This is a genomic window from Zobellia nedashkovskayae, assembly GCF_015330125.1.
GTDB lineage: Bacteria > Bacteroidota > Bacteroidia > Flavobacteriales > Flavobacteriaceae > Zobellia > Zobellia nedashkovskayae.
Genome location: NZ_JADDXR010000002.1, coordinates 2,132,980 through 2,157,320, shown reverse-complemented (window position 1 = coordinate 2,157,320; position 24,341 = coordinate 2,132,980). Strand labels below are relative to the sequence as shown.

Sequence of the window (24,341 nt, the reverse complement as noted above, 5' to 3'; positions counted from 1 at the left end):
ATGGACTTCAAACGAATATATTCCTCTTCCAAGACCTACATAGCTTTACTGTTCGTTGCTTTTGTTATTATTCTGTTTACGGCCAGTATGGCTTACTATCAGATTATGCGCATGCAAAATCTAGGTGAAAAAGTAGCGCATACATTACAAGTCAACAATGCCATTAGTGAGCTCTCTACCCATTCCACTTTAGCGGAATCCGAAGAGTTTAGAGCACAAATCCAAAATACATCTGAGAACAACACCGTATTTGCTGATTATGTTGAAGAAGGCGAAACTATACTAAAAACACTTCAAGACCTAACCCAGGATAATCCTTCTCAGCAGATTCGTTTAGCTCCCATGACGGAGCTCATGGACACCTTGCATAACGAACTCAAACTCTTAGCAGAACATCCCAATGAGGCAATTAGCGAACTCAATGAGTCCGAAAAAACTAAGAAAAGTGACATCAACTTTACACTGTACCGCATTAGGAACATAAGAAACCAAATGCTGGCCGAGGAGCGACTTTCCATCAAAAAAACAAGGGAAGAATACAACGCCAATAAATATCTTGCTCCGTTTACTTCTTTACTTTTAGCTTTCTTTGCCCTTCTTGTTTTTGTATTGGCTTTTCTAAAAATATATCGAAACAAGTTACGCATACGCCAATCAGAAAATTTTCTTAGAAGTGTACTCGCCACCACAGATAACATCATCAATTATTACGAGCCTATTTATGATAAACAAAAGGACATCATAGATTTTGAAATCATTTTCGCCAATGAATGTAACCGCGATTATTTAGGACTTGACCCTAATGAAATTATGGGCAAACCCGTATCTGAGGTCTTTCCTTTTTTAATGATAAATGGCGAATTTCAAAAACTAGTTCAGTGCTTTCAAGCAAAGGAAAAAATTAGCTTAGACAGAGAAATTTCTGCAAAAGGAGAAAAATTATGGTTTAAATCTTTCCTAACCCCCTTAGCGGAAGGAATTATGGTTACCGCTCGTAATTCTACTGCTGAAGAAAAAGCAAAAAAAGAACAACTGTTACTTAACCAACGGTTAGAGGAGCAGAACTTAAAATTATTGGACAACCGTGCTTTTCTGAATAATATTTTTAGAAGTATTTCTCACGTGGTCATGAACTTTGAGAGTGTCAGGGACAAAAGCGGAAAAATCGTAGACTTTAAAATTCTCTTCATTAACGATAAAATTTCTCCCATTACCGGAGATTTACCGGAGGAAATCACCAACAAAAACATTTCGGAAATTTTCCCGACCGTGTTTGAATCTGAGATATTTGGTTATTTAACAGGTGTAGTTGAAACTGGTGTACCCACCTCGTATGAAGTTCCTTATTCCGCTATAGATGGAAATGAAAAATGGTTTAGTGCTACAGCAAATAAATTAGGAGATGGAATAACTCTTACTACTAGGGAAGTTACTGAGGAAAAAGAAAAAACGAACCAACTGGTACAGCTAAACACGCAGTTAGAGACCCAAAACTCAATTTTTATAGATGCGGAGAATGTAGCGAACATAGGTAGTTATATTTGGTATTTAGATAATGGCGAAGCCTCAATTTCAGATAATTTTTATCGCATCTTAGGATACGAGCCCAATGCTTTCAAAATAACCTTTGATAGCTATCGCAGATTTGTTCATCCCGATGACATAGGAATCTATGACCGGTTAGGAGAGGAAACCATTGAATACGGCAAATCAAAAGTATCTGGCTACCGCATCGTTACCAAACAGGGAGATATAAAACACATAGAGCTTAATGGGCGTGCACTTATCAGACATGGAAGAAAAGCATCGGTAGGTGTTATAGTAGATGTTACTGAAGAAAAGCAAAACTCGGACCGTGTCATAGAGCTCAACCAAGAACTTTCTATTCAAAACTCAATTCTTACCGATGCCGAAAGAATTGCAAAAATAGGAAGCTTTGTATGGTATGTGGGAACTGATGAAATTGAACTATCGGATAATTTTTACCGAATGCTGGGTTACGAACCTAAAGGATTTGAAGCGTCATTAGAGCAGTTTGCCGAATTTGTACATCCTGATGATTTACAAATGTATGAGCAGAGCATTGAAAAATCCACGAACCAGCTGACCGTAGAGGAACACCGCTACCGAATTATCTGCAAAGGCGGAGAAATCAAACATTTAAAAGTAAACGGCCAGTTCATTTATAAAGATAATGGACGAATTATGTCTGGCGTTGCCCAAGATATCTCTTTAAGTATTGCTGCAGAAGAGAAACTGCACGCCAGTAATATGCAGTTACAGCATAGTAATGCAGAGTTAGAATCTTTCAACAGGGTGGCTAGCCATGATTTGCAGGAGCCGCTTAGAAAGACTCAAATGTTTATTTCTCGCATAGAAAGCACAGAATTAGACAATCTGTCGGACAAAGGTCGTGTCTACTTTCAGAAGGTGGTAAACGCTGCCTCTCGTATGCAGTCTTTAGTTATGAACTTACTGACGTATTCCAGAATAGATTCAAAACATGAAGATTTTGAGCTTATAGATTTGAATGAGGTATTAGAAAAGGTAAAAGAAGACCTCTCTTCTACTATAGAGAGTACCGGCGCTATAATTAAGAGTGAAGACCTCCCTAAGCTAGGAGGTGTATCCTATCAGCTAGAGCAGCTATTGAACAATCTTATATCTAACGCTCTTAAATATAAGGTAGCAGATGTAAAGCCATCCATTACCATCCAGGCAGAGAAAGTGCATTCCAAGCAAATTCCAGAAAACTTTTTTAAAACGGCAAACAACTATTATAAGATAACCGTAATAGATAATGGTATTGGTTTCTCTACTGAACATTCAGATAAAATATTTGAAGTATTTCAAAGGCTACACCAAAAATCAGAATATTCAGGTACTGGCATTGGTCTTGCCATTTGTAAAAAAATAGTAGAGAACCATCATGGATTTATATACGCTACTAGTGAAGTAGGTAAAGGTTCTGCATTCATTTTCTACTTACCCGCCTAGTTTCCACTACTCCTTTTATAGAAATCTTCCACCGCTTGTACAAGCGGTGGAAAAGAGAATTACATCCCTAAGGCTGAATTTTAGGACATTTTAACGCCTTTTTGCGCTTAAAGCGACAATTCTATAACACAAAGCAATAATTGTGTAACACCAAAAGTGCACTCTCCCACGATCTTTGTACCAGAACAAATAATAAATCTGGTATCTATGAAAAATTTAATTGAACAAGTCTCTGAGCAACTGGCAAGAGTCGGTCGTGTAAGACCTATTCATGAATATTCTAATAATGATGCGACACCAGAGAACTTTATAATTGGGATGACCAATTCTAATCATCAATCATTAAAAGCATAATCAATTTCCGTTAAAGGAAATTAACAACCTAAAAAAACACATTATGAAAACTATCACACTATCATCTGCAGCTATTAAAAATATGTTTCAACAACTTCACCAAAATTTTGGTGGTTCACTTTCAGTAAATGTTAAAGAACACATTTTAACCCTTGATAACGAATTAGGCAGAGGCCATATTAGAGGGATAACTTTTAAAGGTGGTATTTCTTATTTAGAATTTGATATGGAGTTTAACGAAGACTTTACCCTAAAAACAGGTTCTGATGAAAATGCACCAATTTGTTTCGCATATTGCTCAGCTGGTAGAATTGCACATAGCTTTGATAATGAAACTAAAAAGAATGTTTTAGAGAACTTTCAGACGGGTATTTTAACAAACGCCAGTAATTCTGATAATGTTCTTTACTTCCAAAAAGATGTGCGTGTTAAGACATCATTAATTGTAGTTAGAACTGCAGCTCACGGAGATACTTCTAAGAAAAACGGTTTAAACTATAGGCTGCAAGAACTTATCTTAAATGGAAAGCCTGCAGAGAATAGTATATATATTGGCTCTTATAACCTAAAAATTGCCGATCAAATCAGTCAACTTAAGGCTATCAAACAACAAGGTATCGTAAGAAGCTTATTGATCGAAGGTTTAATACATATGATTTTGGCCCTAGAGGTACAACAACATACAGATGACCTTAAGAATCAAGAAAATCAAACAGGTAGTTTAAATATGAGAGAAATGGAATCTGTGAGAGAAATTTCAGATTTCGTGAACAACTATCCAGAGAGACAGTTATCTATTTCGGAGCTTTGTCGTAAATCAGGATTATCTCCATGTAAATTACAAGAAGGTTTTAAATTAATGCATGGTACTACGGTTACAGATTACATTAGAGAGGTACGTATTTTAAAAGCCGAAGAACTTATTAAAAACACAGATTTGAACATTTCTGAAGTAGTATATAGTATTGGTTTCACAAGCCGTAGCTACTTTTCAAAAATATTCAGAAACAAATATAACTGTAGCCCTAAGCAGTATAAAGACAAGCAAAATATGGTAGCTGCGTCTCTATAAGAATTTTGGTTAGAATAGTTTGGTTGTTAATAATGGTAACCGGCACTTTTAGTGTCGGTTTTTTTATGTCTAAAAGTTAATGTTGCTCGTAAAAACCACAAAATTTGCAGTTTCCTTTATGATAAATATTGGACTAACTCATTAGTTTTTTTATGTACTTTGCGTTTCATACTAATTAGTATCTTTTTATGACTAAAGCATCCAATACCCGGCACACTATTCTTGAGAAAGCTTTTGACTTGATTTACAAAAAGGGTTATCAGTCAACTAGCATTGATGAAATTATAGCAACTACAAAAGTAACAAAGGGTGCTTTCTATTATCACTTTAAAACCAAAGATGATATGGGAGTTGCAATTATTAATGAAATTGTAAAACCTAACATGCACGATGCTTTTATTATTCCCTTACAAAACAGTTCAAAACCAGTTGAGGATATTTATTTGATGACCAAAGCCCTATTATTAGAGACTCCTTTCCTAAAACTTGAATATGGTTGTCCCGCAAGCAACTTAACCCAAGAAATGACTCCTTGGAATTCCAAATTCTCGGAGGCACTTAATGAGTTAGTATTAGCATGGCAAACTGCAGTAGAAAACAGTATTAAGAGAGGAATAGAAAAAGGTAAAATCAATAGCGCTGCAAACCCAAAACAGGTGGCTTTGTTTATAATATCCGGTTATTGGGGCATTAGAAATTTTGGTAAAGTGTCTCATAGCACGGATTGCTATTACCTTTATTTGGAGGAACTTAAGTACTACTTAAAAAATCTTAGTCAATAATTTCAAATGGAACATACTAGTTAGTATGTTTGATTATATTTGCATTAATATTGAATTCATTATTAATGTATCAAACCCTTACATTTTTACATTCCATAGTCCGTTGGCTTGTTTTACTCAGTATCCTCTACGCTATTTTCAGAGCCTATAAAGGCTATTTTCAAAATTTACATTTTACTAAGACCGATAACCTGGTTAGACACTGGACTGCAACCATTGCCCACATTCAGTTAGTTGTTGGTATTATTCTTTATGTAAAAAGTCCCATTGTAATGTATTTCTGGAAGAATTTCAGTCAAGCATTACACCATTTTGACAGCCTGTTTTTTGGCTTAATTCATAGCAACCTAATGTTATCAGCCATTGTACTATTGACTATTGGATCTTCATTGGCAAAACGGAGAATGAGTGATAAAGAAAAATTTAAAACCATGTTGGTATGGTTCTCTATTGCACTTTTTGTAATTGTGATAGCCATACCCTGGCCCTTTTCACCTCTAGCAAACAGACCTTATATTAGATAATTATGATAGATTTATTTAAAACTAAACTAGGCCGACTTAGAATTATCGGGTTTTTGGAAGGTATCTCACTTTTAATACTTGTGTTCGTTGCCGTTCCCATGAAATATTTCTTTCTAGACCCCAGCCTAACAAAATCACTTGGACCAATACACGGGGCACTGTTCTTGCTTTTTATAATAAATACTGTTGGTGTAGGAATTGAGCAAAATTGGAGATTTCGCAAGACAACATGGAAGGTTATTTTGGCCTGCTTCATCCCATTTGGCACATTTTATATTGATAGAAAAATTTTCAGCCAACTTTACTCTGCGAGCTAAAGAGGTAAATCTGCCTCACTTTTTGATTTAAGAAGAACATGTAATTAGCAAATGCAGCAATTAGACGTTTCCGCCAATGGCTTTTTTATTCAATCGGGTTTCAGCAAATTTTTCTAAGGTATCGTCTGCATCGTACTCTTCATTTAGAGTCTTTTGCAATGTTTTTGCAATTTTCCTGAGCCCTAATTCTTTCGCAAAACGAACCGCACTACCGTAGCCAGAAATCTCATAATGCTGTACACGCTGTATTTCTGCTACTAGACCTACGTCCATTACCTCATCATTTTCTACCTCTTCTATAAAATGTTTCGCCTCTTTGATAAGTCCTTTCATAGCTTGGCAGGTTTCCCCGGTAGGCGATATACTTAATTCGTCACAAATATTTTCTATTCTACTTTTTTGCTCTTTTGTATCTTCCAACTGGTTTTCAAAAACTTGCTTTAATCCTTCATCATTAGCATGTTCCATTATATCTGGTAAAGCTGCCAAAAGTTGGGTTTCTGCGCTATATAAATCTTTAAGCTGATACTCGAATAAGTCGTTTAACGTCTTCATATCTCTTTTCGTAACTTATTAATACTCCTTAATCCTAATTTTAAAAATAGCCAAAAACGTTATGCTGAATTGACTTATTTGAAGAAAAAAATGCTGTAATAGCAAGCAAAAATCTCTATTTAAAGATAGATTTTTTTGGAGTAATTAATAACTTTTTCAGGTCAACCCAAAGAGAAGTTCGGTCGTAAATTGTACTTGAATCTAAAAACAAAATATCATGGAGGTTAAAGAAGCCCAAAAAGCCGAGATAGGCATAAAGAAGTCAAATCGTGAAGCAGTAGTAAAAATGTTACGCCAATTATTGGCCGACGAGTTTTTATTATACACAAAGACACGTAACGCACACTGGAACGTAGAAGGTATAGATTTTCATACCAAGCACGTTTTCTTTGAAGAAGAGTACGGAAAATTGGAAACATTTATTGATGAAGTAGCGGAACGTATCCGTATGCTGGGGTTCTATTCTCCGGGTACTTTAAAAGAATTTTTGGAATTGTCTCATCTTGAAGAGAACAAGCCTGATCAAACAGACAGCGCAAGCTTTATGACCGCCTTACTAAAGGACCACGATAAAGTAATTAAGTTTATAAGAGAAAGTATTGGAGACAACGCAGAAGCCCATAATGATGAAGGTACTGCAGATTTTATAACAGGTATTTTACAAGCTCATGAACAAATGGCTTGGATGTTGAGAGCATCATTAAAGCAATTTGATTAATTGTTAAAAACTGTACAAACAAAAAACGGCAATTTCATTGCCGTTTTTTTTATGCTTTTTATTCCGTGAAACAAAGTGTTATACCCAGTTTATATATGATCCGGTGGTGTGGTAATTAGCAATTTCATGCGTTTCCAGAAAAGAATTGCGGTTTGATTGGAATGCACCGTTAAGTCTGCCAGTAATAACAAGTTCCTTTTGAACTGTTCGTACTCGTTTCTATTTGCTTCATTATCATCTATAGGATAATAGACCATTCCCCAATTTGGAAAATTACGCTTCTCAATTGGTCCTTCAGACAAGAGGTAAACCTCTTTATGACGCTTATCTTTCTTGACTTTTTCAAAAAGGTCTTTAACGTTTTCCTTATCACCTTCTAAAATCTGAATAAATCTTCTTTTATAGAAAATAAGACAGCCTGTAATGTCATTCTGACTATTAAACAATTTAGCAGTGGCCAGAATAGCTTCTACATCGGTAATAGTCAATTTTTTAATTGCTTTTGATTCGTAAGTTAGGGTATGTATCAAAATAGAAGGAAGTATTTCAGCTGGCGACTATTATGGCAAATAGGGCAAAGCACTCATTAAAACTCATAATTATCTTCACTTTTCTACAACTGAAGTACCCAGTATGAAAAAAAGATTGGAATAAGATAGCAAAAGTAAAGCTTATTACTATTATTTTTCCAGATTAACCCAAAAAAACATAGCTATTGTCAGGCACAAAGCTCAAAACACCAAATTAAAAAGGATAACCAATAGCAAAATTAAAGACCAGATTGCCGCTTCCACCTCCAAAGAAAGGCGTACGCAATCGCTCTCCTTCATCATTATAAGGAACCTGTAATGGCGAAGCAAGATCAAAACGGATTACAAAACTCTGTATATCTACCCGAAGTCCAAAACCAACTCCAATACCCAACTCCTTCATCCAATCGGAACCAAAGGTTCCTTCTGACATTAATTCCTCACTCAAAGCTATGCTATCTTCATCATCGTCTTCGTCTATTTCTACCTCGCTAGTCAACCAAATATTACCGGCATCTACAAACAAAGCTCCTTTTAAATAAGACCAAATAGGAAAACGATATTCTAGATTGGCCTCTAGCCTAAGGTTCCCGGATTGATCGTAGTAAGAACTGGTACTATCTTCATCACTTACAAAAGTACCAGGCCCTAGGGACCTAATTTCAAATGCACGAACACTATATGGACCGCCAGAGTAGAATTGTTTTACAAAAGGCAATGTTGTAGAATTGCCATAGGGAATACCCCAGCCTGCGTACAATCTACTTACTAGAGCGCTTTCTTTGCCCCATTTCAAGTAATACCTAAAATCTATATCTGCTTTAGCATATTGTGCATATTCCAATCCAAAAACGGAACTCTTTCCTCCACTTAACAAGTTTAGGGTATTACCTGCAATATCTAAACTTGTAGACACGTAAATGGGGCGGTCTTTATTATCATCAACCAACTCATTATAGGTAAAAGTATAATTGATACCAGCAATGAACTGCTGTTCAAAACTACTGCTCAAATAAGAGTTTTCATCCAAAATTTCCTCAAACTCTTCTGTGGTATCTGCAAGGTTCACATACGTAATACTAATAGGATTCAATTCGTGATAAACGAACTTATTTGCTTTCCATGTATACCCAAAAGAAGTATTAAAGGAGGTCAGGGTATAATAATCGCTCCTTAGTAAAATATCGCCTCCCAAACTTATTTTGGTCTTTGGAACGGAATAGTTAAATCTGCTAGGCGAAAAAGGCACTAACCTAGGTAACAATAAATTGGCCGTCAGTCCGCCCGCAATACTGGTTTGCCCTGCATCATCCCCTCCAGATATTTGGCTTTCATAGGAAAAATCTCCTGTGAGACTAAACGTTTCGCCTCCATTAAATATGTTACGATTGTTATATGTAGCAGCTATTCCCGGCCCCGCGTAGCCATTAGATTTTGTTAGGACCTGTAGTTCCGTACGGATAGATCTTTTTGTTAAAGGCGATAAGAAGATGTCTGCATTTAATGAACCCTGATCTTCAATATTCGTGGTATCTGTTTCATTAAACCTAATGTTTACAAACTTATAACTACCCAAAGCGGCTAACCGGTTGCTTGTAAGCCGCGCAGTTTCTGAATTGTATGACTCTCCTTTTTCAAAAAGAATGTAAGGCTCCAATTTTTTTGGTTTAAAAAACTCCTCATCTTGAATAAAATAAATCCCATTTTCCTCTGTAACTGCAGAAGGCTGTGGCAAGCTATCGTTTTCAATGGAATAATTGGGGTAAACCGCAATAGAATCAATACGGTACGGAACGATAGATTTCTTTGGTGTCCCTTTTTTCAACCGAAGAAACAAATCGAATTTTCTACTATCATAGCGATTGGTATCTGCCTCAAAAATGAGAAAGTCAGAATTAAAATTATAGTATCCTTGACTTTTAAGATGAGTATCTATTCGCTCTCGTTCGTACTTCAATAATTCCAAGTCAAAACGCTCTCCAGCCTTTAGCTTTGTACCAGTCATAGCCGTCTCTATTTGGTCATAAATGGGTAGAGTATCCCTATCAATCTTCCATTCCTGCAAAGTATAGGGCTTGGCCAAATCCGCTTTATATGTTACCGAAGCGTACTTTTTAGTACTATCTATTTCCGAAGCAACTTTACTGTAGAAAAATCCCCGGTTATCAAGACGGTTGAGCATTAGCTCTTCCATACGGTTCGTATTTACATCACTTAAATACACTGGCTCTTCACCAAATTTTTTATTTAGCCATTTATTGAGGAAACCTGGCTTTTTCTTCTGGGCCTTATAGTGGTAATAAAGCCCCAAGCGCATTCCTAAAACATCTGAATTAGGGGCTGGGGTAATCAAAGTTCCTAACTCTTGTTCTACTGGTTTTAAAGCCCGTTTTTCCTCTTCCGATTCTACCTTAATTTCCGTGCCGCTAAACAAAATTTCGCCCTCAGGTATATACTTTCCAACACTACATGCATATTGCATCGTTAAACAGAGGAGTATAAAAACTCGAAAAATAGATGTTGTTCTCAACTTCATATTACTTATCTTCCTTTGGTTGATTCTCCTCTTTATCCGCTTCCTTTTTCTTTCCTTTCTTATCGGAATCCTTTTTAACGGGGCTGAACAACTGACTAAATTTATTAAATTCCCTATTAAAAATAACCGCCATTCCGGTCACAATTAACTGGCCGTCAATAATATTTTCATATTCACTCTTACGAAATCCGCGTAAGCGATACCTACCATCTTTGGTAAGCGTGTATTCCAAACTTACATTTCCTATTATAGACGTGGCCTCATCTTCTGATTGCGCGCTACCTTCAACATCTACAGCACTACCCGCAGTCACCACCAAACGATCATCAAACAACTTTTTCTTTGCACTAATGTTCAATTGCGTCCTATCTTCAGGGCTATCGCCTTGGTAATCCGTAAAACTGTCTAAATCAAATCCTACCTCAACACCTGTATTACCAAAAACTTTATCCGAGAATGAATTGAGCTCACCAGAAAGCACCTTATTAACGTTATCCCGAGCAATTGCCGCTGTTCCTCCCGAGCTACCGTCACTACCAGAATCTGGATAAAATCTGCTCAAAGCCAATAGTGAAAAGACCTGTTTGTTCAGTTCTGCTTCTTGGCTGTTCAATTGCTGAACACGTCCATAAACGGCACCACTTAAGGCTCCCTGTTCATCTTCTGGCATATCTAAACCAAAGGATAGCTCCGGCTGCAAAAGCTCGCCATCTACATTAAGATATACAATAAAAGGCAGCACCTCATTATATTTTGAACTAACGCTCAAATCTTCACTTGAGGTAACGGAAGACATTAAAGACTCTGCAGACGTTTCTATATTATAGATTGCCGTCACATCTAATTTTGCATCCGTGGGGTCTCCTTGCCATGTAATTGTACTACCAGGTTTGATTTCAAACCTGCGGTTTACAAGATTGTAAAGATTGGTCTCATAGTGTCCTGATTTTAACTCATACCTCCCGGAGAGGTTTATTCTTCCATTAGGCTCAACGTTTAGATTAAGAGCTGCATCTCCAGAAACTTCCAGATTATCTCCCGTTCGCTCATCTATGATTATATGAAAATCCGCATCTTCGGCAATTTCCAGTACTGCTCTAATATCCATTCCCTTAAAAAGGGAAGGTGTTTCTTCTTGGTCGCTTTTCGTTAAAATAGCATCAGGGTTCTCACGGTTTACAAAAAGCACAACGCCATCACGTTCCTCAACATCCAATTGCGATTCCGGCACTACGTAGGTAACATCCGTAATTTTCCGAACACGTAGTTTGCCACTTATCTTTGGAAGGTCCAAGTCTCCCTCTACCTTTAGGTCTGCATCCAAACTGGCAGTACCGTAATACAACTCATTATCTTCTTTCGAGGAATTTAACACCCGGAAGTTTTCCGCTGTCAACTTTAAATCAAAAGAAGGGTTTAACAAGTCTTTTGTGAGTACGGCACCTTGTACGGTAAAATCGCTACCATCTGCATCCGTGATTTCAAAACTATCAAAATACACACCATCAGTGTCCAATTTTAGTTGTTCATCCGTCACTTTAAAAACAGAATTTACCTCAGCCAAATTAAAATCTACACCGGTAAAGTTTATAGTTCCAGCATATTCTGGCGAAGCTGTAGTACCGGAAACATTTACTTTTCCCGATAATGCACCGTGAGAATCTTTGATGACTCCTTCTGTAAAAGCTTCAATTGTTTTTAGTTCTATCCGGTTTAAATCAAGGTCTAAATTTAGCTTAGCTCCTGTTTCCGCCGCGGCATAGTCCCCTTTCAAGTCCAAGTCTGCCCCACCACCTTTTAAGGCCAAGTTAAAGTCGTATGCAGCATTACCGGTAGAATTTGCTTTTAGGGTAAGATTACCCAAAGGGTTTTGTAACGCCTCCAAAGAATTGATTTTAAAATCTGCAACCAAGCCTGTAGCACCAAAAGGATTTTCTATAATTAAATCGCCCTTTACCAAACCGGATGCCAAGGTCTCATCAGGATTTAAAAACCCCAAGAAAGTCTGTAGTTTAAAATTATCGAATACAATTCCAATATGCTCCTTTGCTTGATTAGGCAATTGGTCGCTGATGGTTAACGACTGTTCATTGCGCGTAAATTTCATGTTTTTTAATCGCAACAATTGTTCCCCTATAGCAATTTGATTATCCTCTGGAACTGACCATTCTTTCTTGTTCAAAACCAAGTTGGATGGGTCTATATGAATAAGCGTTGTATCTTTTGAAAGGGTGAGTTGGGAAGAGACTTTTGCAATATCCACACTATCATCCATAGCTACAAAATCTAAAAACAACTTTTTGTTTTTCAGATCGCCCTCCAAATAAGTTCTTTTTATATGTATAGGATCTGATACAAGACCTGCAAAACCTGCCGTAAAATTTAGGTTGGTAGCATTGCCCGTTACTTTTGCATTCAAACTATCTATAGAACTGCCTTGATATGAAATGGCCGGCACATGCAAATTAGCATTCAGTTTCTTGGTAAGTGCATCAAAATCTGCCTCTACCAAAACCGAATCCAAGCGGTCCACATCTCGTAAAAACACTTCCGTAAGAAAAGGCGTTGGAGATAATTTCATATTCATTTTAAGCTGTACCGAATCTGGTGCTATTACCTCATCTGTAGCATCTTTAAAGTAATTTTCAAATTGACGGGTAAGGGCGTCGCTCAAAGCTTGTGGCGGAGCGTTAGACTTTAAGCTCCCTACCAAGAAATCACTATTTACCGTAACATCCGTATTGGCTTTATCTATAGCCGATTTTAGATTAACCGGGCCCATTTGGTACTGCTCATTATCGTAGACCGCTACCCCATTTTTAATCTGGGCATCTATCTGGTAAGCTTCTGCATTCCCGCTATACTGCGCATTCAACTGAAGTCCCACCTTTACACCTTCTTTTGTAACTCCCAAAGCGTACAAATCAGCGCCAATAACATTCAAATCTAAATCTAGTCTTGAGCTTAGCGAATCTAAAACAACATTGCTTTTGGCTAAAAAATTTAGATTATCATCTTTAAAAGAGAGGTCAATTACTCCTTTTCCATTTTCAATATCACCTTTCAGCTTTAAGGCTGAAAAATCATAATTACTGAGAATTAGTTGGGTAAAATCTGTTTTGATTTTTGCATCAAGATTATTGATATCACCACCCCCAGAAGCATCCATAGTAAAAGAAACAACGCCCAATTCCGGATTGTTCAACAGTTTATCAATTTGAAGGCTGTCTACTTTTATGTTTCCATCAAAACGCATCTCATTACCATCTTTATAAGCACCATTCGCAGTAACTGCACCTTCAGGAATTATCAATGCTGCCGTGGCACTTAGGTCGTCTACTCTTCCTTTGGCCTGAGCATTAAGGACTATGGTCTTTGGTAACGTAACACCCAATTCTTGTTCAGAAACAAATTGCGCTACATCTTCTTTTACCGTATTCAGTTTTATGGTTTCAAAGTTGAAGTACAACGAATCTGGCTGTATTACATTTTGTAAGTTACCTTGAGCAGCAAACCGCGTAGTCTCTCCCCAGTTTAAATCTATATTTTTTATATCTATTTTCTGTAAAGTTCCCTGTGCTGAAATTTCACCCTCAATCAGATGCTTTGAAGCTGCCTGCAAATAGGTATTTTCCGCAAGTTCCGGTTGTAAAGTGAATGCATCGTTTAAATTGAGGTATATCTCTTTAAGCTTAACGTCTACCTGAGTCTGCTCTGGTGCATCCATCAATTTTTCTACAGATGGATAATTCAATGTCATTTGTCCTGCTAAAGAACTTTCGTTTACGAGCAGTTGTAATTCTTCCAGTGCAGCAGAGGTATCATTTACATTAGCATTGAATTTTAAGCTTTTTAACGCAATTCCGCTTTCTTCTAAAAAAGAAAAAGCTTTGAGGTCTATTTTTACTTTTTTAGGCTGATAGTTTACATCATTCGCCTGAAGTTTAAAATCAGAAAGTGAGATGGCATTCGCATTAAACTTGCCTTTTTGCGGTTCGGCCGTTCCCATGGCATAGACAATCCTATTATCTTGAAAATCGATTTCATCTGCGCTCACCAAAAATTTAGGCCACTCAAAAGCAGCATCAGAAATATTCGTTGCGGTTAAATCTACTTTATCGTTGGTAGCGGGAAGCCGCAGGGAGATCGAGGAACCTTTTAGTGCAATTCTATCTACCTCTATATTATTCGTTGCCAAATCTGCTTTTGGCAATTCCAATTCAAAATCTTGAAGGTCTAGTTTGGCATTAATAGTATCAGGAACCGAATTATAATCTGCTTTTACATTTTGAAGCTGAAGACTATTCACTGCAAAGTATGGCATGATACTTTCTGTAGCATCTTCCGATACAAAAGGTTTCGTCTGTTTGTAGAAAATCTCTGTGTTGGATAATTTCAGTCTATCTAATTCAAACCTTAGCTTATCCAAATCAGTTTCATCGGCATCCAAAACCAACTCACCAAGTTGAATACGACTATCAATTCCTAAAAATTGGTCGTCATAGTCAATCTTAAAATCTTTGAAATCTAGTTCGCCAATGCTAATTTGCATGGGCTCCGTATCTGTAGTAGTTGTGGTAGTATCTGCAGGCGCAAAAGCATCAACCAAAAAAGTAAAATTAAAATCTTCTGATGCTTCTTCTCTTCTAATGTTTGCTCGGAGTCCTTCCCAAGTAGCCGACTTTAAGCTCAGCTCATTACTAAAAACCAAAGGTGTTAGTGGAAGGTTCATTTCTAAGTTTTTAGAATAGATAAGCGTATCGCCTTTGGTATCTTCCAAATACAATCCCTCTAAAAAAACATTCCCTGAAAAAGTAAGAAACAAACGGTCTATCTCAACTTTCGTGTTTGTCTTTTGAGAAACGTAATTGGTTAGTTTGCCAACTATAATATCCTGTCCCCATTGGCTTCGAATAAAAAGCACAATACCAAGAAATATAAGCAGGACTACTAAGGACACTCGTCCTAAGCGCCGCAATCCCCTATTTTTTCTTTTCTCCTTTTGCATAAAGGGCAAAGATCAGTAATAAGCGCATGATTTCTACACTTTTAACAATCATATATTAACTTATTTACTTTTGATGTTGATGATATCTGCCCTTTGCAGTGATTTGGGCTTATTTAAACATATATAAACTGGCAAATTAGCTTCTTTAGAAAGCTTTATTTGTTAATTTTTTTGATAATTCTGGCTAGTTTTCGCGGAGCTTCCATAGGAATCAAGTGTCCTACTCTGCTTAACGCCACTGTAGAAGGGCTACTAAGATTAGGAAGTACCTCATTATAAATGGCATCGGTAGAAATTACAGGATCGTCATTAGAGAAAATAACATCTGTTGGAATATTAAGCCCCTTAATTCGTTCGGCAATATTATTTTTCATGCCCACGTTCAACCACCATTTCCATGTAGTGTCTTCTATTCGTAGTTGAGAATTAACCGCGTACAACAACTTTTTTTTACCTAATTTTTTCTTCGTACCATTATGCACCGTATTTGCAGCTTCGGCTCTATCTGGGTGGTTCAACATGCGCTTACGCTCCTCATCAGGCATGTTTTCTACGGTAGGTGGCGATGGGGCTATTAACATTAATTTACTGGGTAAATTAGCATTTTTAATCTGTGCGGCATAAAGCACCAGTTTAGCGCCCATAGAATGTCCGCAAAGTATATAGTCCTTCAATTTTAGCTCATCAATACAGACATTTATATACTGTGCCATGCCGTAAATGGAAGGTTCTGCAAGAGGCTTTGTTCCTCCAAAACCTGGTAAGTTTAGCATGATGCAGGTATATTTTTTACGTAGTCTTCTGGCCAGCCACTTCCAACTTCCGGCATCACCTCCAAAATAATGTACAAACACAATGGTTTTCTTTCCCTTACCTATTTTCTCATATCTCAACCCTGTGTATTCGTCCATTTATAATTCGTTTAATACGTCTTTAGTAATGCTAAGTTTTTTCAATCTTTTTCTATGGTCTTTAAAGAGCGTTTCTAAAGGAGAAGAAAAAAGCAAATCTTCAGTAATATAACCTATCTCTTTAAGTGCCTTTTCATCCTCTTTTATCAACATGCTATTAAAGGAGTTTAAATTTCTACAGGAAAATAGTTTTTCATCCATATACCAACTAGTTAAGGCCTTACATCTATAAGCCGGAACATAAGGTAATTTTAAATTGGGATTTATAAAATGATTGACTAGTTGCGCCTGCGTTAATTGCATTTCTACCACTCTTGATTCCAATAATGTCTTTCCAAAAGCTAATGAAGACCTTTCCTGAAGTTTTTCAAGATTTGTTAAAGCCTTACAGACCTTGTTAAAATAGATTTTTACTTTCCGATACATTTTATAATCCAGTTCCATAAGCCTTTAAATTTAGTAGGTTCTCTGCCTCACAAAAGGGAACGTAGTCCCCCTCCTACTTAAAGTTACGAAATAGATTTTGAGTTTAGCCAATAGATATAAGATTGAATGTACCTATTGACATATTGAGATTATTTGTTCTAAAAAAACCTCAAACTGGCAAGTTTTCCGACTTTACTCTCCTCCTCTAGCTGGATAATCGTTCTTTTCTATATAATCTATTGCATTCAATATATCTTTCCAGTTTGGACGCGCAAAAGGCATGGTTTGCACAGCACTTGCATACAAGGTATTATCCGGTCTTACCAGAAAAACACCAGGCTCAGAAAACATATCTGGCTCCGAATCCTTTATTCCTTTAGAAACAAATAACCCCCAGTTGCGAGCTTCCTCAATAGACAGTCCGTAGGCAATAGGCAATTCCGGAACGTCCCATTCCTTACCCGCTTTCTTGGAGCGTTCTTCACTATCACTACTAATAGCTACTACATGAGCTCCCCTGTCGGAAAAATCCTTTAATTTCTTTGCTAGCTCCTCTAAATAGTTTTTACAGACCGGACAATGCAATCCCCTATAAAATACCAGCACTGTAAAGGATTTGCTTTTTTGAGCGGCCAAGCTCCATCTGGTATCATTTATTAGTGGTAATTCTATTTGGGGGACTTCTGTTTTGGGTTTTATCATCATTCTATATTTTGTATTTCGTTTTATTTTCATGACAATGATAGCAACTATCATCACTCTCACAAATTAACGGGAACAGGATTCCTTATGTAGACTGAATAACGAAAATTAATGCCGTTAAAACAAAAGTGAACCACCTGACTACAATCCCTTTACCTGCTAATTGCATTGAGCTATCAATTTTATGTATAGGACAATCCTAGCACAGTTTACCAATGTAATTTTATCATCAAATTACATAAGAAATGCAAAAACCAAATAAAAGGCTCGAAAACCAAACCTGTATTATAACCGGTTCTAGTAATGGCATAGGTGCCGCCGTTGCAAAGGCCCTAGGTGCAGAAGGCGCCAATATCGTGGTGAACTATAGAAGCTCAAAAGAAGCTGCGGAAGAAGTAGCAGATGAAATCAATAAGAATCCAAAATCTGGAGAAGCTATAGTTCTACATGGTGATGTCAGTAAAGAAGAAGATGTTAAAACGCTTTTCAAAAAGACTATTAGTCATTTTGGTACTGTAGATGTCTGTGTTCCCAATGCAGGCCTACAGATAGATCACCCATTGCATGAAATGCCGCTAGACGCTTGGAAAAAAGTAATAGACGTAAACCTTACGGGACAGTTCTTGTGTGCCAAGGAAGCTATTATTGAATTCATGCGCAGAGGTATGCGTAAGGACGTCTCCAACTCATTGGGAAAAATAATTCACATGAGTTCTGTACATGAAGAAATTCCTTGGGCCGGGCACGCAAATTATGCCGCGTCAAAAGGAGGATTACTTATGTTAATGGAGAGTATTTGCCAAGCTTACGCACCTCATAAAATTAGATGTAATAGTATTGCTCCTGGCGCTATTAAAACAGATATTAATAAAGATGTTTGGAGTACCAAAGAAGGTAAGGAAAACATGCTGAAACTTATACCCTATAAACAAATTGGCGTACCGGAGGATATTGGTAGTGTGGCCAGCTGGTTGGCTTCGGATGAATCTGAATATATAAACGGAACTACCATCTTCGTGGATGGTGGAATGACATGTTATCCTGGTTTTACCACAAACGGATAGTATAAAAAATTGAATTAAATAAGTACAAATTAAAAACGATTACAATGGATTTAAATATAAAAGGAAAAACAGCTCTCATAACAGGCGGAGATTCAGGATTAGGAATAGAAACCGCTAAATTTTTAGCGAGAGAAGGGGTAAATATTATCCTATCGGACAGAGAGAATGGCAAGGATTTAAAAGATGCCGTTAAGCAAGTTGAAAAGGATGCTAAAGATGGCGCCAAGGTAATGGGCATTGCTGCTGATATTTCTAAGAATCAAGAAGTCTTGGATTTAGCAAAAAAGGTAGAAACCGAATTTGGGGGAGCACATATTGTTTTTCATTCGGCCGGAGCAAGAGGTGCCGCTGGTGATTTTCTAGAACTGACCGATGAGGATTGGATGAAAACTATTCAGGTAGACTTAATGGGAGCCGTTCGTATTGCTCGGGCGTTTGTACCACAAATGCAAAAACTAAAATGGGGTCGTATGGTTATGGTAGCAAGTGAAAATGCTTTTCAGCCTTATGTAGATGAAAGCCCGTATAATGCCTGTAAAGCTGCTATTATAAACCTTTCAAAATGTTTATCTAGAGCCTATTCAAAAGAGAACTTATTATTTAATTGTATATCGCCCGCTTACATTGAAACGCCTATGACAGATGCCATGATGGAAGATTTGGCCAAGGAAAAAGATATCTCCGTTAAAGAAGCTGTAGAATGGTTCGTGAAAAATAAGAGACCACATATTGCTATGGAACGTAGAGGAAAACCAGAAGAGGTTGCTGCCGTGGTAGCTTTCTTGTGTTCTGAACACGCTAGTTATGTAAACGGTACCAACGTGCGAATAGATGGTGGTGCTGTAGAATCTGCTTTCGGGTGATTAATAGCTAAAACGAATGTAGAACCTTTAAATCTAAAAACATGGAACGAGAACGAACCGCATGGGAAAATGCACTTAATGAACTTATAGCGCAAGCACACGCTTGCGAGCGCACTTATGGTACTTTAATACAGTCGGACCGGTACCCTACATGGCAGGCCTATTTCAAGAAACGCCATTTTGAAGAAAAGGATTTTGAGAAAATATTAGCAGACGAATACCACGCGATCACCCAAAATGAAATTCCAAATTCTATTCAGACAGATACTCCTATCTTTGAGTCAGTTGAAAAACAGCTGTTGGAAAAAAACTTATCAGACAGAGAAGTAAATGTGTTACTTACGGCCAACGAACAAGATCTTGTTTTACATTATCAAAACCTGTTGGCTTTTAACAATTTACCTAAGACAACAAGTGCTTTACTCCAATCTCAGGCAGAAGATTTAAATAACACCATTCAAAGCCTAAAAATGGAATATAATACCAAGTACAAAACAGGAACTATCAAAACACAATAAACAACGTTATGAAAAATATTCTGAAAGCAATTTTGGCCGGTTGGGGCGCAAAGAAAATAGGAGGTGGCAAATGCGGTTGCATTGGCGGAATCTTTGTATTCATTATTCTATATTGGCTATTGGGCTACGTAATCAATTAATTACTAGCAATAGAGTCAATCTTGATTCCTTTTGAATCAAAGCCGGTTGTAAGACTTTCGGATATTTGTAACTCATAAGTAGGTTGAATATCTATCTCAACATAGAGATAGTTATTATATAACTCGGAAAGGGAGCGTTGGGGAACGCTCCCTTTTATTTTGCCCATATTTTTTTATATGGATGCCAAAAAATACTTCACTATGCTACACATTCAGAAGATGCTAATTAAAAGCCTTGTCTTTTAAGAAAAAATCAAAAAATTGAGGGGTAAATTCAAGCATTTTCAATAATCTATTGCTAAAGTACTTTTCAACACATTTTAATCTCATTATTTTCAAGTCAGGCCCGGTATAACTGACATGATAGCTTATAATTTATTTTCATTAAAAATAAATAAATTATTACCTCCCCGTAAGTACTAAGAACACAGGGACCTTCTGAAATTGAGTACTGAAAAATTCCAAATAAATCATGTTGCCTAATGGTTAAATTATGACATTTTATTTGGCCATGCTACCCGAAATCCTATATTTGCTCTTATAATTAACATCTCCCCCTAAAGCTCAATAATCTCTTACAGGACACGATGTAGAAGATTATTAAACTTGTATAAATTTGCTTTTGACACGCTTTACGTCAAGTAAATTTTTATAAGAGCTTTATTTCTAAAATATCCGATATGAATCGCAAAAAGCGGTTTTAAGTTTTATCGAATATTTGATTGCTGACAATCATAAGAAATGGAGAAATGGGGAACTTCAAAATAAAACTAGACTGGATTATTATACCGATAATGGTACACTTTTGTACCGTTGACGGTTTCAGCTATTCGTTTACCTTACAAACCTATTTTTACAATCCTTATTTCCTAGATAATAACATCTATTGGTTTCTAATTATTTATGGTTTAAATTTTTATACCGAAAAACAAAAAGAAAGTTCTTCCGACGACATATATATTGGCGATCAACTCTACTTCAATTCTTGTATTCCATATTTCTTCTTATTAGCCAAAAAGAAGAACATATATAAATCTCAAAAATGGCAGCCCTGTATCTTCTTACAGATTGGTAAAATACTAAAAGCTTGCCGCATACAGTTCAACAATCTTAAAGTGGTTCTTTGCCTCACAGACTGTTTTAAAAGCGAAAAATTTAAAAATGTCTCTTATCTAAACCAACAAGGTAATCACCCCATTACTAATTTTCTGTACAATAATATTATTCCCATAAAAATCTTACCCGTTCAAACTCTACATAAAGCTGTTATCAAACTTTAAACAAATAATCAATATGTTCCAACGCTTTAAGACATTTTTATTCTTAGCATTATCTAGTATTATGCTCTTCTCTTGTATGAGTAACAAGAGTACTATTTACATTAATAATCCCAACCTTAACCATGAAGTACCGGTAACGATTATGGATACTATAATTGAGTATCAACTTCAACCAAGAGATGTTTTAAATGTCCAAATTAAAACCTTGGATGCAGCTAGCTCCGCCTATTTTAATCTCCAATCAGAGAATACTTTTCAGCAGTTTAGTCCTGCAGCCTTATATCTTGGCGGATATTCAATTATGAAAAACGGCAGTATCAACCTTCCTGAAATTGGACAAGTAACCGTTGCTGGGCTTACTCTATCAGAAGCAGAGGAAGAAATTCAAAAAGCAGTAAGGCGTTATCTCCCTAATGCTAATGTAATCGTAAAGATGGTAAGTTTCAAAATATCAGTTCTTGGAGAAGTTAACGCACCTGGCTATTATTATATCTACAATGAACAAGCAAATCTACTAGAAGCACTTGCATTAGCAGGTGATATGACCCTCTTTGGAAACCGGGAAAACATTACCATTCTTAGACAAACCAAAACGGGCATGAAAGGGATGCTTCTTGACCTTAGAAACCCCAATATTTTTAGCTCGGAATACTTTCAATTACTTCCTAATGACATGGTCTATGTACAACCAAGAAAAGAGAGAAATCAACGAGATAACCTCAGCACATTCAACCTATTAAGCATTGTTTTTGGAGCCATTTCCTCGGTCGTACTTCTTTTAAACTATACAAACTAATACAGATGGTGAATAGAAACTCTCTAAATATCGATAAATTTTTATACGTACTTCGCCACAACTGGTTCTATATACCTCTGGCTCTCAGTATAGCCCTTATTTTGGCTATGATTACCATACAGAAAGTTGGCAAAAATTATAAAATTGAAGCTTCACTACAAATTCAAGATCAAAGTTTGAGTACGCATAGTGGTCAGCAAGAACTTTTTTTGAAAGGAGCTGAACTTTTTTCTTCAAACACTAATGTGGCGGATGAAATGGGCGTAATTACTTCACTTTCTACTATTGCCGAAACATTACGGGACATGAATTCTCATATTACCGTGTTTACCCCTCACCCTGGTATTTTTGGTATAGGAACAAAATATGATGAGCTCAAGGTCCCTCCTTTTCAAATAAAATTGAAAGAAGGCTTTCCGCAAGTGACAAACATACCTGTAAAGATTACATTCCTCAATAATGGCACTTACAGGGTTCAGGCTACCATTGAAAAGGGATCTCTTCTATTTCAATCGAGTACTATTGATTCTAAGTTCAATACCTCATTAGATAAAACCACAATAGACAAAACATTAAAACTTACGCAGCCGTACAGTGACAACTATCTAAATTTCAGTATTGACCTTCAAGGAAATACCCCTCCTTCTGTTACAACTGAATACTCTTTTGTAATTAATGAAATGCGCAGCTTGGCAGAATCTTTTCGAAACAAAATATCTGTAGAACCCATTTTTGACGGTGCAAGCATTTTAAATATAGGTAGCTCTTCAAGTTATCCTCAGCAAGAAATTGATTTCATAAATAATTTGATGAAGACTTATATAGCTAAGAGCCTATCAAAAAAGAATCGTCTTGCCCAAGAAACCATAGCTTCCATAGACAAGCAATTGGATATAGCCGTGGACACACTATCAAATATTGAAGGGTCTCTAGAAGATTTCAGATCAAAAAACGAAATTATTGACATAGCCAAAACGTCCGAAAATCTTAATGAACAGTATACGGACCTTAACGAGAAAAAATCAGATTTTTCGGTAAAGATTGAATATTACCAATACCTAACTAATTCCTTATCCAACAATGTAGATATTGATGAGATGAAATCGGTATCCACTGCGGGTATTGAAGACCCTGTTCTTAGTAACTTACTTATAGAATTAAATGCACTAATTAGAGAGCGTAGTTCAATTGCGTTTTCTTCAAGTAAAGAAAGCCCTGTCTTAAAAGGCATTGATCAGCGTATTAAAACAAGTCGATCTGCTGTAATGAACAATGTAAAAAGCTTGCTTAACTCTTACACCATAAACCTGCGCAACCTAGAGCAAAGGCTAAACAAAATTAACTATCAAATTTCACAGCTTCCGAAAGGGGAACGCAACTTGACCTCCATTGAGCGTAATTTCTCCCTTAATGATGATCTTTACAGTTATCTCTTACAAAAAAAAGCTGAAGCTAACATTGCCGTCGCTACAAATGTTTCGGACAAAACTATTATTGACGAGGCACATTTAGCAGGAAATCCATTCCCAAAGAAAACCTACCTCCTGTTAACCTTCATAATACTGGGATTTATCGCTTCTGCCGGTATTCTGTTCTGGAGATATATCACCCTATCTAAAATAATTACCGAGAACGATATTCCTGCCTATATAAAATGGCCGGTATTAGACAGCCGTCTACACCAAGCAAGCAAGAAGGCTGATCCGCATAGCTATAAATCCTTAAAGGTTTATAATAAATTAAAAGAAAAGGCTAAAGCAAACGCCAAAGTAATTTCTATAGTTAACTCCGATAAAGATGATGACGCCCATTCTTTTATAAAAGAATTGATTAGTCAAATGATTGGTATGGGAAATCATATTGCCATTGTTCATTTAACTGCAGATTTAGAAGGGGCTATTGATTCATCTAAAAAATCTACTGATAATATAAATCAAGACTTATTTGATGTTAAACAAGCTAAGGACATATCGTTACACAAACTACACATAAATGAAGTTGCAGATAAAAAACCCTTACAACAACTACTTTTTAAACTAAAAGAGAACCATGACTTTGTACTCATTCTCACCCCTCCTTTAAATGGTTCTTTGGCATACTATAAAATTCGAGAATATTTTGACTTTACTCTTTACTTAATACATAGTGGTGTTACTGATACCTCCTCCCTTGCAGAACACTATGCTAATCTAGAATCGGATAATAGTATAGGAATTGTAATAATGGAACAAACATAACCAACACCAAA

Annotated in this window: 20 protein-coding genes; 13 read left to right on the top strand and 7 right to left on the bottom strand. The window is 36.6% G+C overall.

Going from position 1 to position 24,341, the window contains the following annotated elements:
- The 6 genes from IWB64_RS09050 to IWB64_RS09025 all read left to right on the top strand — a co-directional run bounded on the left by IWB64_RS09050 (position 1) and on the right by IWB64_RS09025 (position 6,046).
- A complete protein-coding gene (locus tag IWB64_RS09050; RefSeq protein WP_194533711.1) occupies positions 1–2,997 on the top strand; it encodes a PAS domain-containing protein in 2,997 nt (998 codons plus the stop codon).
- Positions 2,998–3,204: 207 nt separating this feature from the next.
- Positions 3,205–3,351 (top strand): hypothetical protein, encoded by a 147-nt coding sequence (locus tag IWB64_RS09045; protein WP_194533710.1) that lies wholly within the window; start codon positions 3,205–3,207, stop codon positions 3,349–3,351.
- A gap of 43 nt (positions 3,352–3,394) precedes the next feature.
- Positions 3,395–4,423: a helix-turn-helix domain-containing protein gene (locus IWB64_RS09040; RefSeq protein ID WP_194533709.1), complete on the top strand. Its 1,029-nt coding sequence runs from the start codon at positions 3,395–3,397 to the stop codon at positions 4,421–4,423.
- A gap of 188 nt (positions 4,424–4,611) precedes the next feature.
- Positions 4,612–5,205, top strand: coding sequence for a TetR/AcrR family transcriptional regulator (locus IWB64_RS09035; protein ID WP_194533708.1), 594 nt, complete (start codon positions 4,612–4,614; stop codon positions 5,203–5,205).
- 65 nt (positions 5,206–5,270) lie between these two features.
- A complete protein-coding gene (locus tag IWB64_RS09030) occupies positions 5,271–5,729 on the top strand; it encodes a hypothetical protein (protein WP_194533707.1) in 459 nt (152 codons plus the stop codon).
- Positions 5,730–5,731: 2 nt separating this feature from the next.
- Positions 5,732–6,046 (top strand): DUF3817 domain-containing protein, encoded by a 315-nt coding sequence (locus tag IWB64_RS09025; protein ID WP_194533706.1) that lies wholly within the window; start codon positions 5,732–5,734, stop codon positions 6,044–6,046.
- A 60-nt stretch (positions 6,047–6,106) separates the two neighbouring features.
- Here the strand turns inward: IWB64_RS09025 and IWB64_RS09020 are convergent, their stop codons facing one another.
- Positions 6,107–6,601 (bottom strand): YciE/YciF ferroxidase family protein, encoded by a 495-nt coding sequence (locus tag IWB64_RS09020; RefSeq protein WP_194533705.1) that lies wholly within the window; start codon positions 6,599–6,601, stop codon positions 6,107–6,109.
- Between the two features lie 217 nt (positions 6,602–6,818).
- Here IWB64_RS09020 and IWB64_RS09015 point away from each other — a divergent pair, with 217 nt between their 5' ends.
- The gene (locus IWB64_RS09015) at positions 6,819–7,319 is read left to right on the top strand and encodes a Dps family protein (protein WP_155598174.1); all 501 of its coding nucleotides are present in this window, start codon (positions 6,819–6,821) and stop codon (positions 7,317–7,319) included.
- Between the two features lie 89 nt (positions 7,320–7,408).
- Here the strand turns inward: IWB64_RS09015 and IWB64_RS09010 are convergent, their stop codons facing one another.
- From IWB64_RS09010 to IWB64_RS08985, 6 genes are all read right to left on the bottom strand, one after another.
- Positions 7,409–7,849, bottom strand: coding sequence for a BLUF domain-containing protein (locus tag IWB64_RS09010; RefSeq protein ID WP_194533704.1), 441 nt, complete (start codon positions 7,847–7,849; stop codon positions 7,409–7,411).
- A gap of 214 nt (positions 7,850–8,063) precedes the next feature.
- Positions 8,064–10,385 (bottom strand): translocation and assembly module lipoprotein TamL, encoded by a 2,322-nt coding sequence (gene tamL / locus IWB64_RS09005; RefSeq protein ID WP_194533703.1) that lies wholly within the window; start codon positions 10,383–10,385, stop codon positions 8,064–8,066.
- A gap of 1 nt (position 10,386) precedes the next feature.
- Positions 10,387–15,393: a translocation/assembly module TamB domain-containing protein gene (locus IWB64_RS09000; protein ID WP_194533702.1), complete on the bottom strand. Its 5,007-nt coding sequence runs from the start codon at positions 15,391–15,393 to the stop codon at positions 10,387–10,389.
- A gap of 155 nt (positions 15,394–15,548) precedes the next feature.
- Entirely contained in the window at positions 15,549–16,304 is a 756-nt protein-coding gene (locus tag IWB64_RS08995; protein ID WP_194533701.1) for an alpha/beta fold hydrolase, read from the bottom strand.
- A complete protein-coding gene (locus IWB64_RS08990; protein ID WP_194533700.1) occupies positions 16,305–16,748 on the bottom strand; it encodes a hypothetical protein in 444 nt (147 codons plus the stop codon).
- 174 nt (positions 16,749–16,922) lie between these two features.
- A complete protein-coding gene (locus tag IWB64_RS08985) occupies positions 16,923–17,432 on the bottom strand; it encodes a peroxiredoxin-like family protein (RefSeq protein ID WP_194533699.1) in 510 nt (169 codons plus the stop codon).
- A gap of 245 nt (positions 17,433–17,677) precedes the next feature.
- On the opposite strand from IWB64_RS08985, the gene IWB64_RS08980 reads away from it, so the two are divergent.
- From IWB64_RS08980 to IWB64_RS08960, 6 genes are all read left to right on the top strand, one after another.
- A complete protein-coding gene (locus IWB64_RS08980; RefSeq protein ID WP_194533698.1) occupies positions 17,678–18,496 on the top strand; it encodes an SDR family oxidoreductase in 819 nt (272 codons plus the stop codon).
- 44 nt (positions 18,497–18,540) lie between these two features.
- Positions 18,541–19,359: an SDR family NAD(P)-dependent oxidoreductase gene (locus IWB64_RS08975; protein ID WP_194533697.1), complete on the top strand. Its 819-nt coding sequence runs from the start codon at positions 18,541–18,543 to the stop codon at positions 19,357–19,359.
- Between the two features lie 41 nt (positions 19,360–19,400).
- The gene (locus IWB64_RS08970; RefSeq protein WP_194533696.1) at positions 19,401–19,877 is read left to right on the top strand and encodes a hypothetical protein; all 477 of its coding nucleotides are present in this window, start codon (positions 19,401–19,403) and stop codon (positions 19,875–19,877) included.
- An 8-nt stretch (positions 19,878–19,885) separates the two neighbouring features.
- On the top strand, positions 19,886–20,017 hold the full coding sequence (locus IWB64_RS20535; RefSeq protein WP_262886101.1) for a hypothetical protein: 132 nt from the start codon (positions 19,886–19,888) through the stop codon (positions 20,015–20,017).
- 1,293 nt (positions 20,018–21,310) lie between these two features.
- Positions 21,311–22,093, top strand: a complete 783-nt coding sequence (locus IWB64_RS08965) for a polysaccharide biosynthesis/export family protein (protein WP_194533695.1) — start codon at positions 21,311–21,313, stop codon at positions 22,091–22,093.
- 5 nt (positions 22,094–22,098) lie between these two features.
- Positions 22,099–24,330: a GumC family protein gene (locus IWB64_RS08960; RefSeq protein ID WP_194533694.1), complete on the top strand. Its 2,232-nt coding sequence runs from the start codon at positions 22,099–22,101 to the stop codon at positions 24,328–24,330.
- Positions 24,331–24,341: the final 11 nt, after the last annotated feature.

Excerpts from the sequence above, each read along its gene's own strand:
- IWB64_RS09050 (WP_194533711.1), top strand. The coding sequence starts at position 1 with ATGGACTTCAAACGAATATATTCCTCTTCCAAGACCTACATAGCTTTA.
- IWB64_RS09045 (WP_194533710.1), top strand. The coding sequence starts at position 3,205 with ATGAAAAATTTAATTGAACAAGTCTCTGAGCAACTGGCAAGAGTCGGT.
- IWB64_RS09040 (WP_194533709.1), top strand. The coding sequence starts at position 3,395 with ATGAAAACTATCACACTATCATCTGCAGCTATTAAAAATATGTTTCAA.
- IWB64_RS09035 (WP_194533708.1), top strand. The coding sequence starts at position 4,612 with ATGACTAAAGCATCCAATACCCGGCACACTATTCTTGAGAAAGCTTTT.
- IWB64_RS09030 (WP_194533707.1), top strand. The coding sequence starts at position 5,271 with ATGTATCAAACCCTTACATTTTTACATTCCATAGTCCGTTGGCTTGTT.
- IWB64_RS09025 (WP_194533706.1), top strand. The coding sequence starts at position 5,732 with ATGATAGATTTATTTAAAACTAAACTAGGCCGACTTAGAATTATCGGG.
- IWB64_RS09020 (WP_194533705.1), bottom strand. The coding sequence starts at position 6,601 with ATGAAGACGTTAAACGACTTATTCGAGTATCAGCTTAAAGATTTATAT.
- IWB64_RS09015 (WP_155598174.1), top strand. The coding sequence starts at position 6,819 with ATGGAGGTTAAAGAAGCCCAAAAAGCCGAGATAGGCATAAAGAAGTCA.
- tamL (WP_194533703.1), bottom strand. The coding sequence starts at position 10,385 with ATGAAGTTGAGAACAACATCTATTTTTCGAGTTTTTATACTCCTCTGT.
- IWB64_RS09000 (WP_194533702.1), bottom strand. The coding sequence starts at position 15,393 with ATGCAAAAGGAGAAAAGAAAAAATAGGGGATTGCGGCGCTTAGGACGA.
- IWB64_RS08995 (WP_194533701.1), bottom strand. The coding sequence starts at position 16,304 with ATGGACGAATACACAGGGTTGAGATATGAGAAAATAGGTAAGGGAAAG.
- IWB64_RS08990 (WP_194533700.1), bottom strand. The coding sequence starts at position 16,748 with ATGGAACTGGATTATAAAATGTATCGGAAAGTAAAAATCTATTTTAAC.
- IWB64_RS08985 (WP_194533699.1), bottom strand. The coding sequence starts at position 17,432 with ATGATAAAACCCAAAACAGAAGTCCCCCAAATAGAATTACCACTAATA.
- IWB64_RS08980 (WP_194533698.1), top strand. The coding sequence starts at position 17,678 with ATGCAAAAACCAAATAAAAGGCTCGAAAACCAAACCTGTATTATAACC.
- IWB64_RS08975 (WP_194533697.1), top strand. The coding sequence starts at position 18,541 with ATGGATTTAAATATAAAAGGAAAAACAGCTCTCATAACAGGCGGAGAT.
- IWB64_RS08970 (WP_194533696.1), top strand. The coding sequence starts at position 19,401 with ATGGAACGAGAACGAACCGCATGGGAAAATGCACTTAATGAACTTATA.
- IWB64_RS20535 (WP_262886101.1), top strand. The coding sequence starts at position 19,886 with ATGAAAAATATTCTGAAAGCAATTTTGGCCGGTTGGGGCGCAAAGAAA.
- IWB64_RS08965 (WP_194533695.1), top strand. The coding sequence starts at position 21,311 with ATGTTCCAACGCTTTAAGACATTTTTATTCTTAGCATTATCTAGTATT.
- IWB64_RS08960 (WP_194533694.1), top strand. The coding sequence starts at position 22,099 with ATGGTGAATAGAAACTCTCTAAATATCGATAAATTTTTATACGTACTT.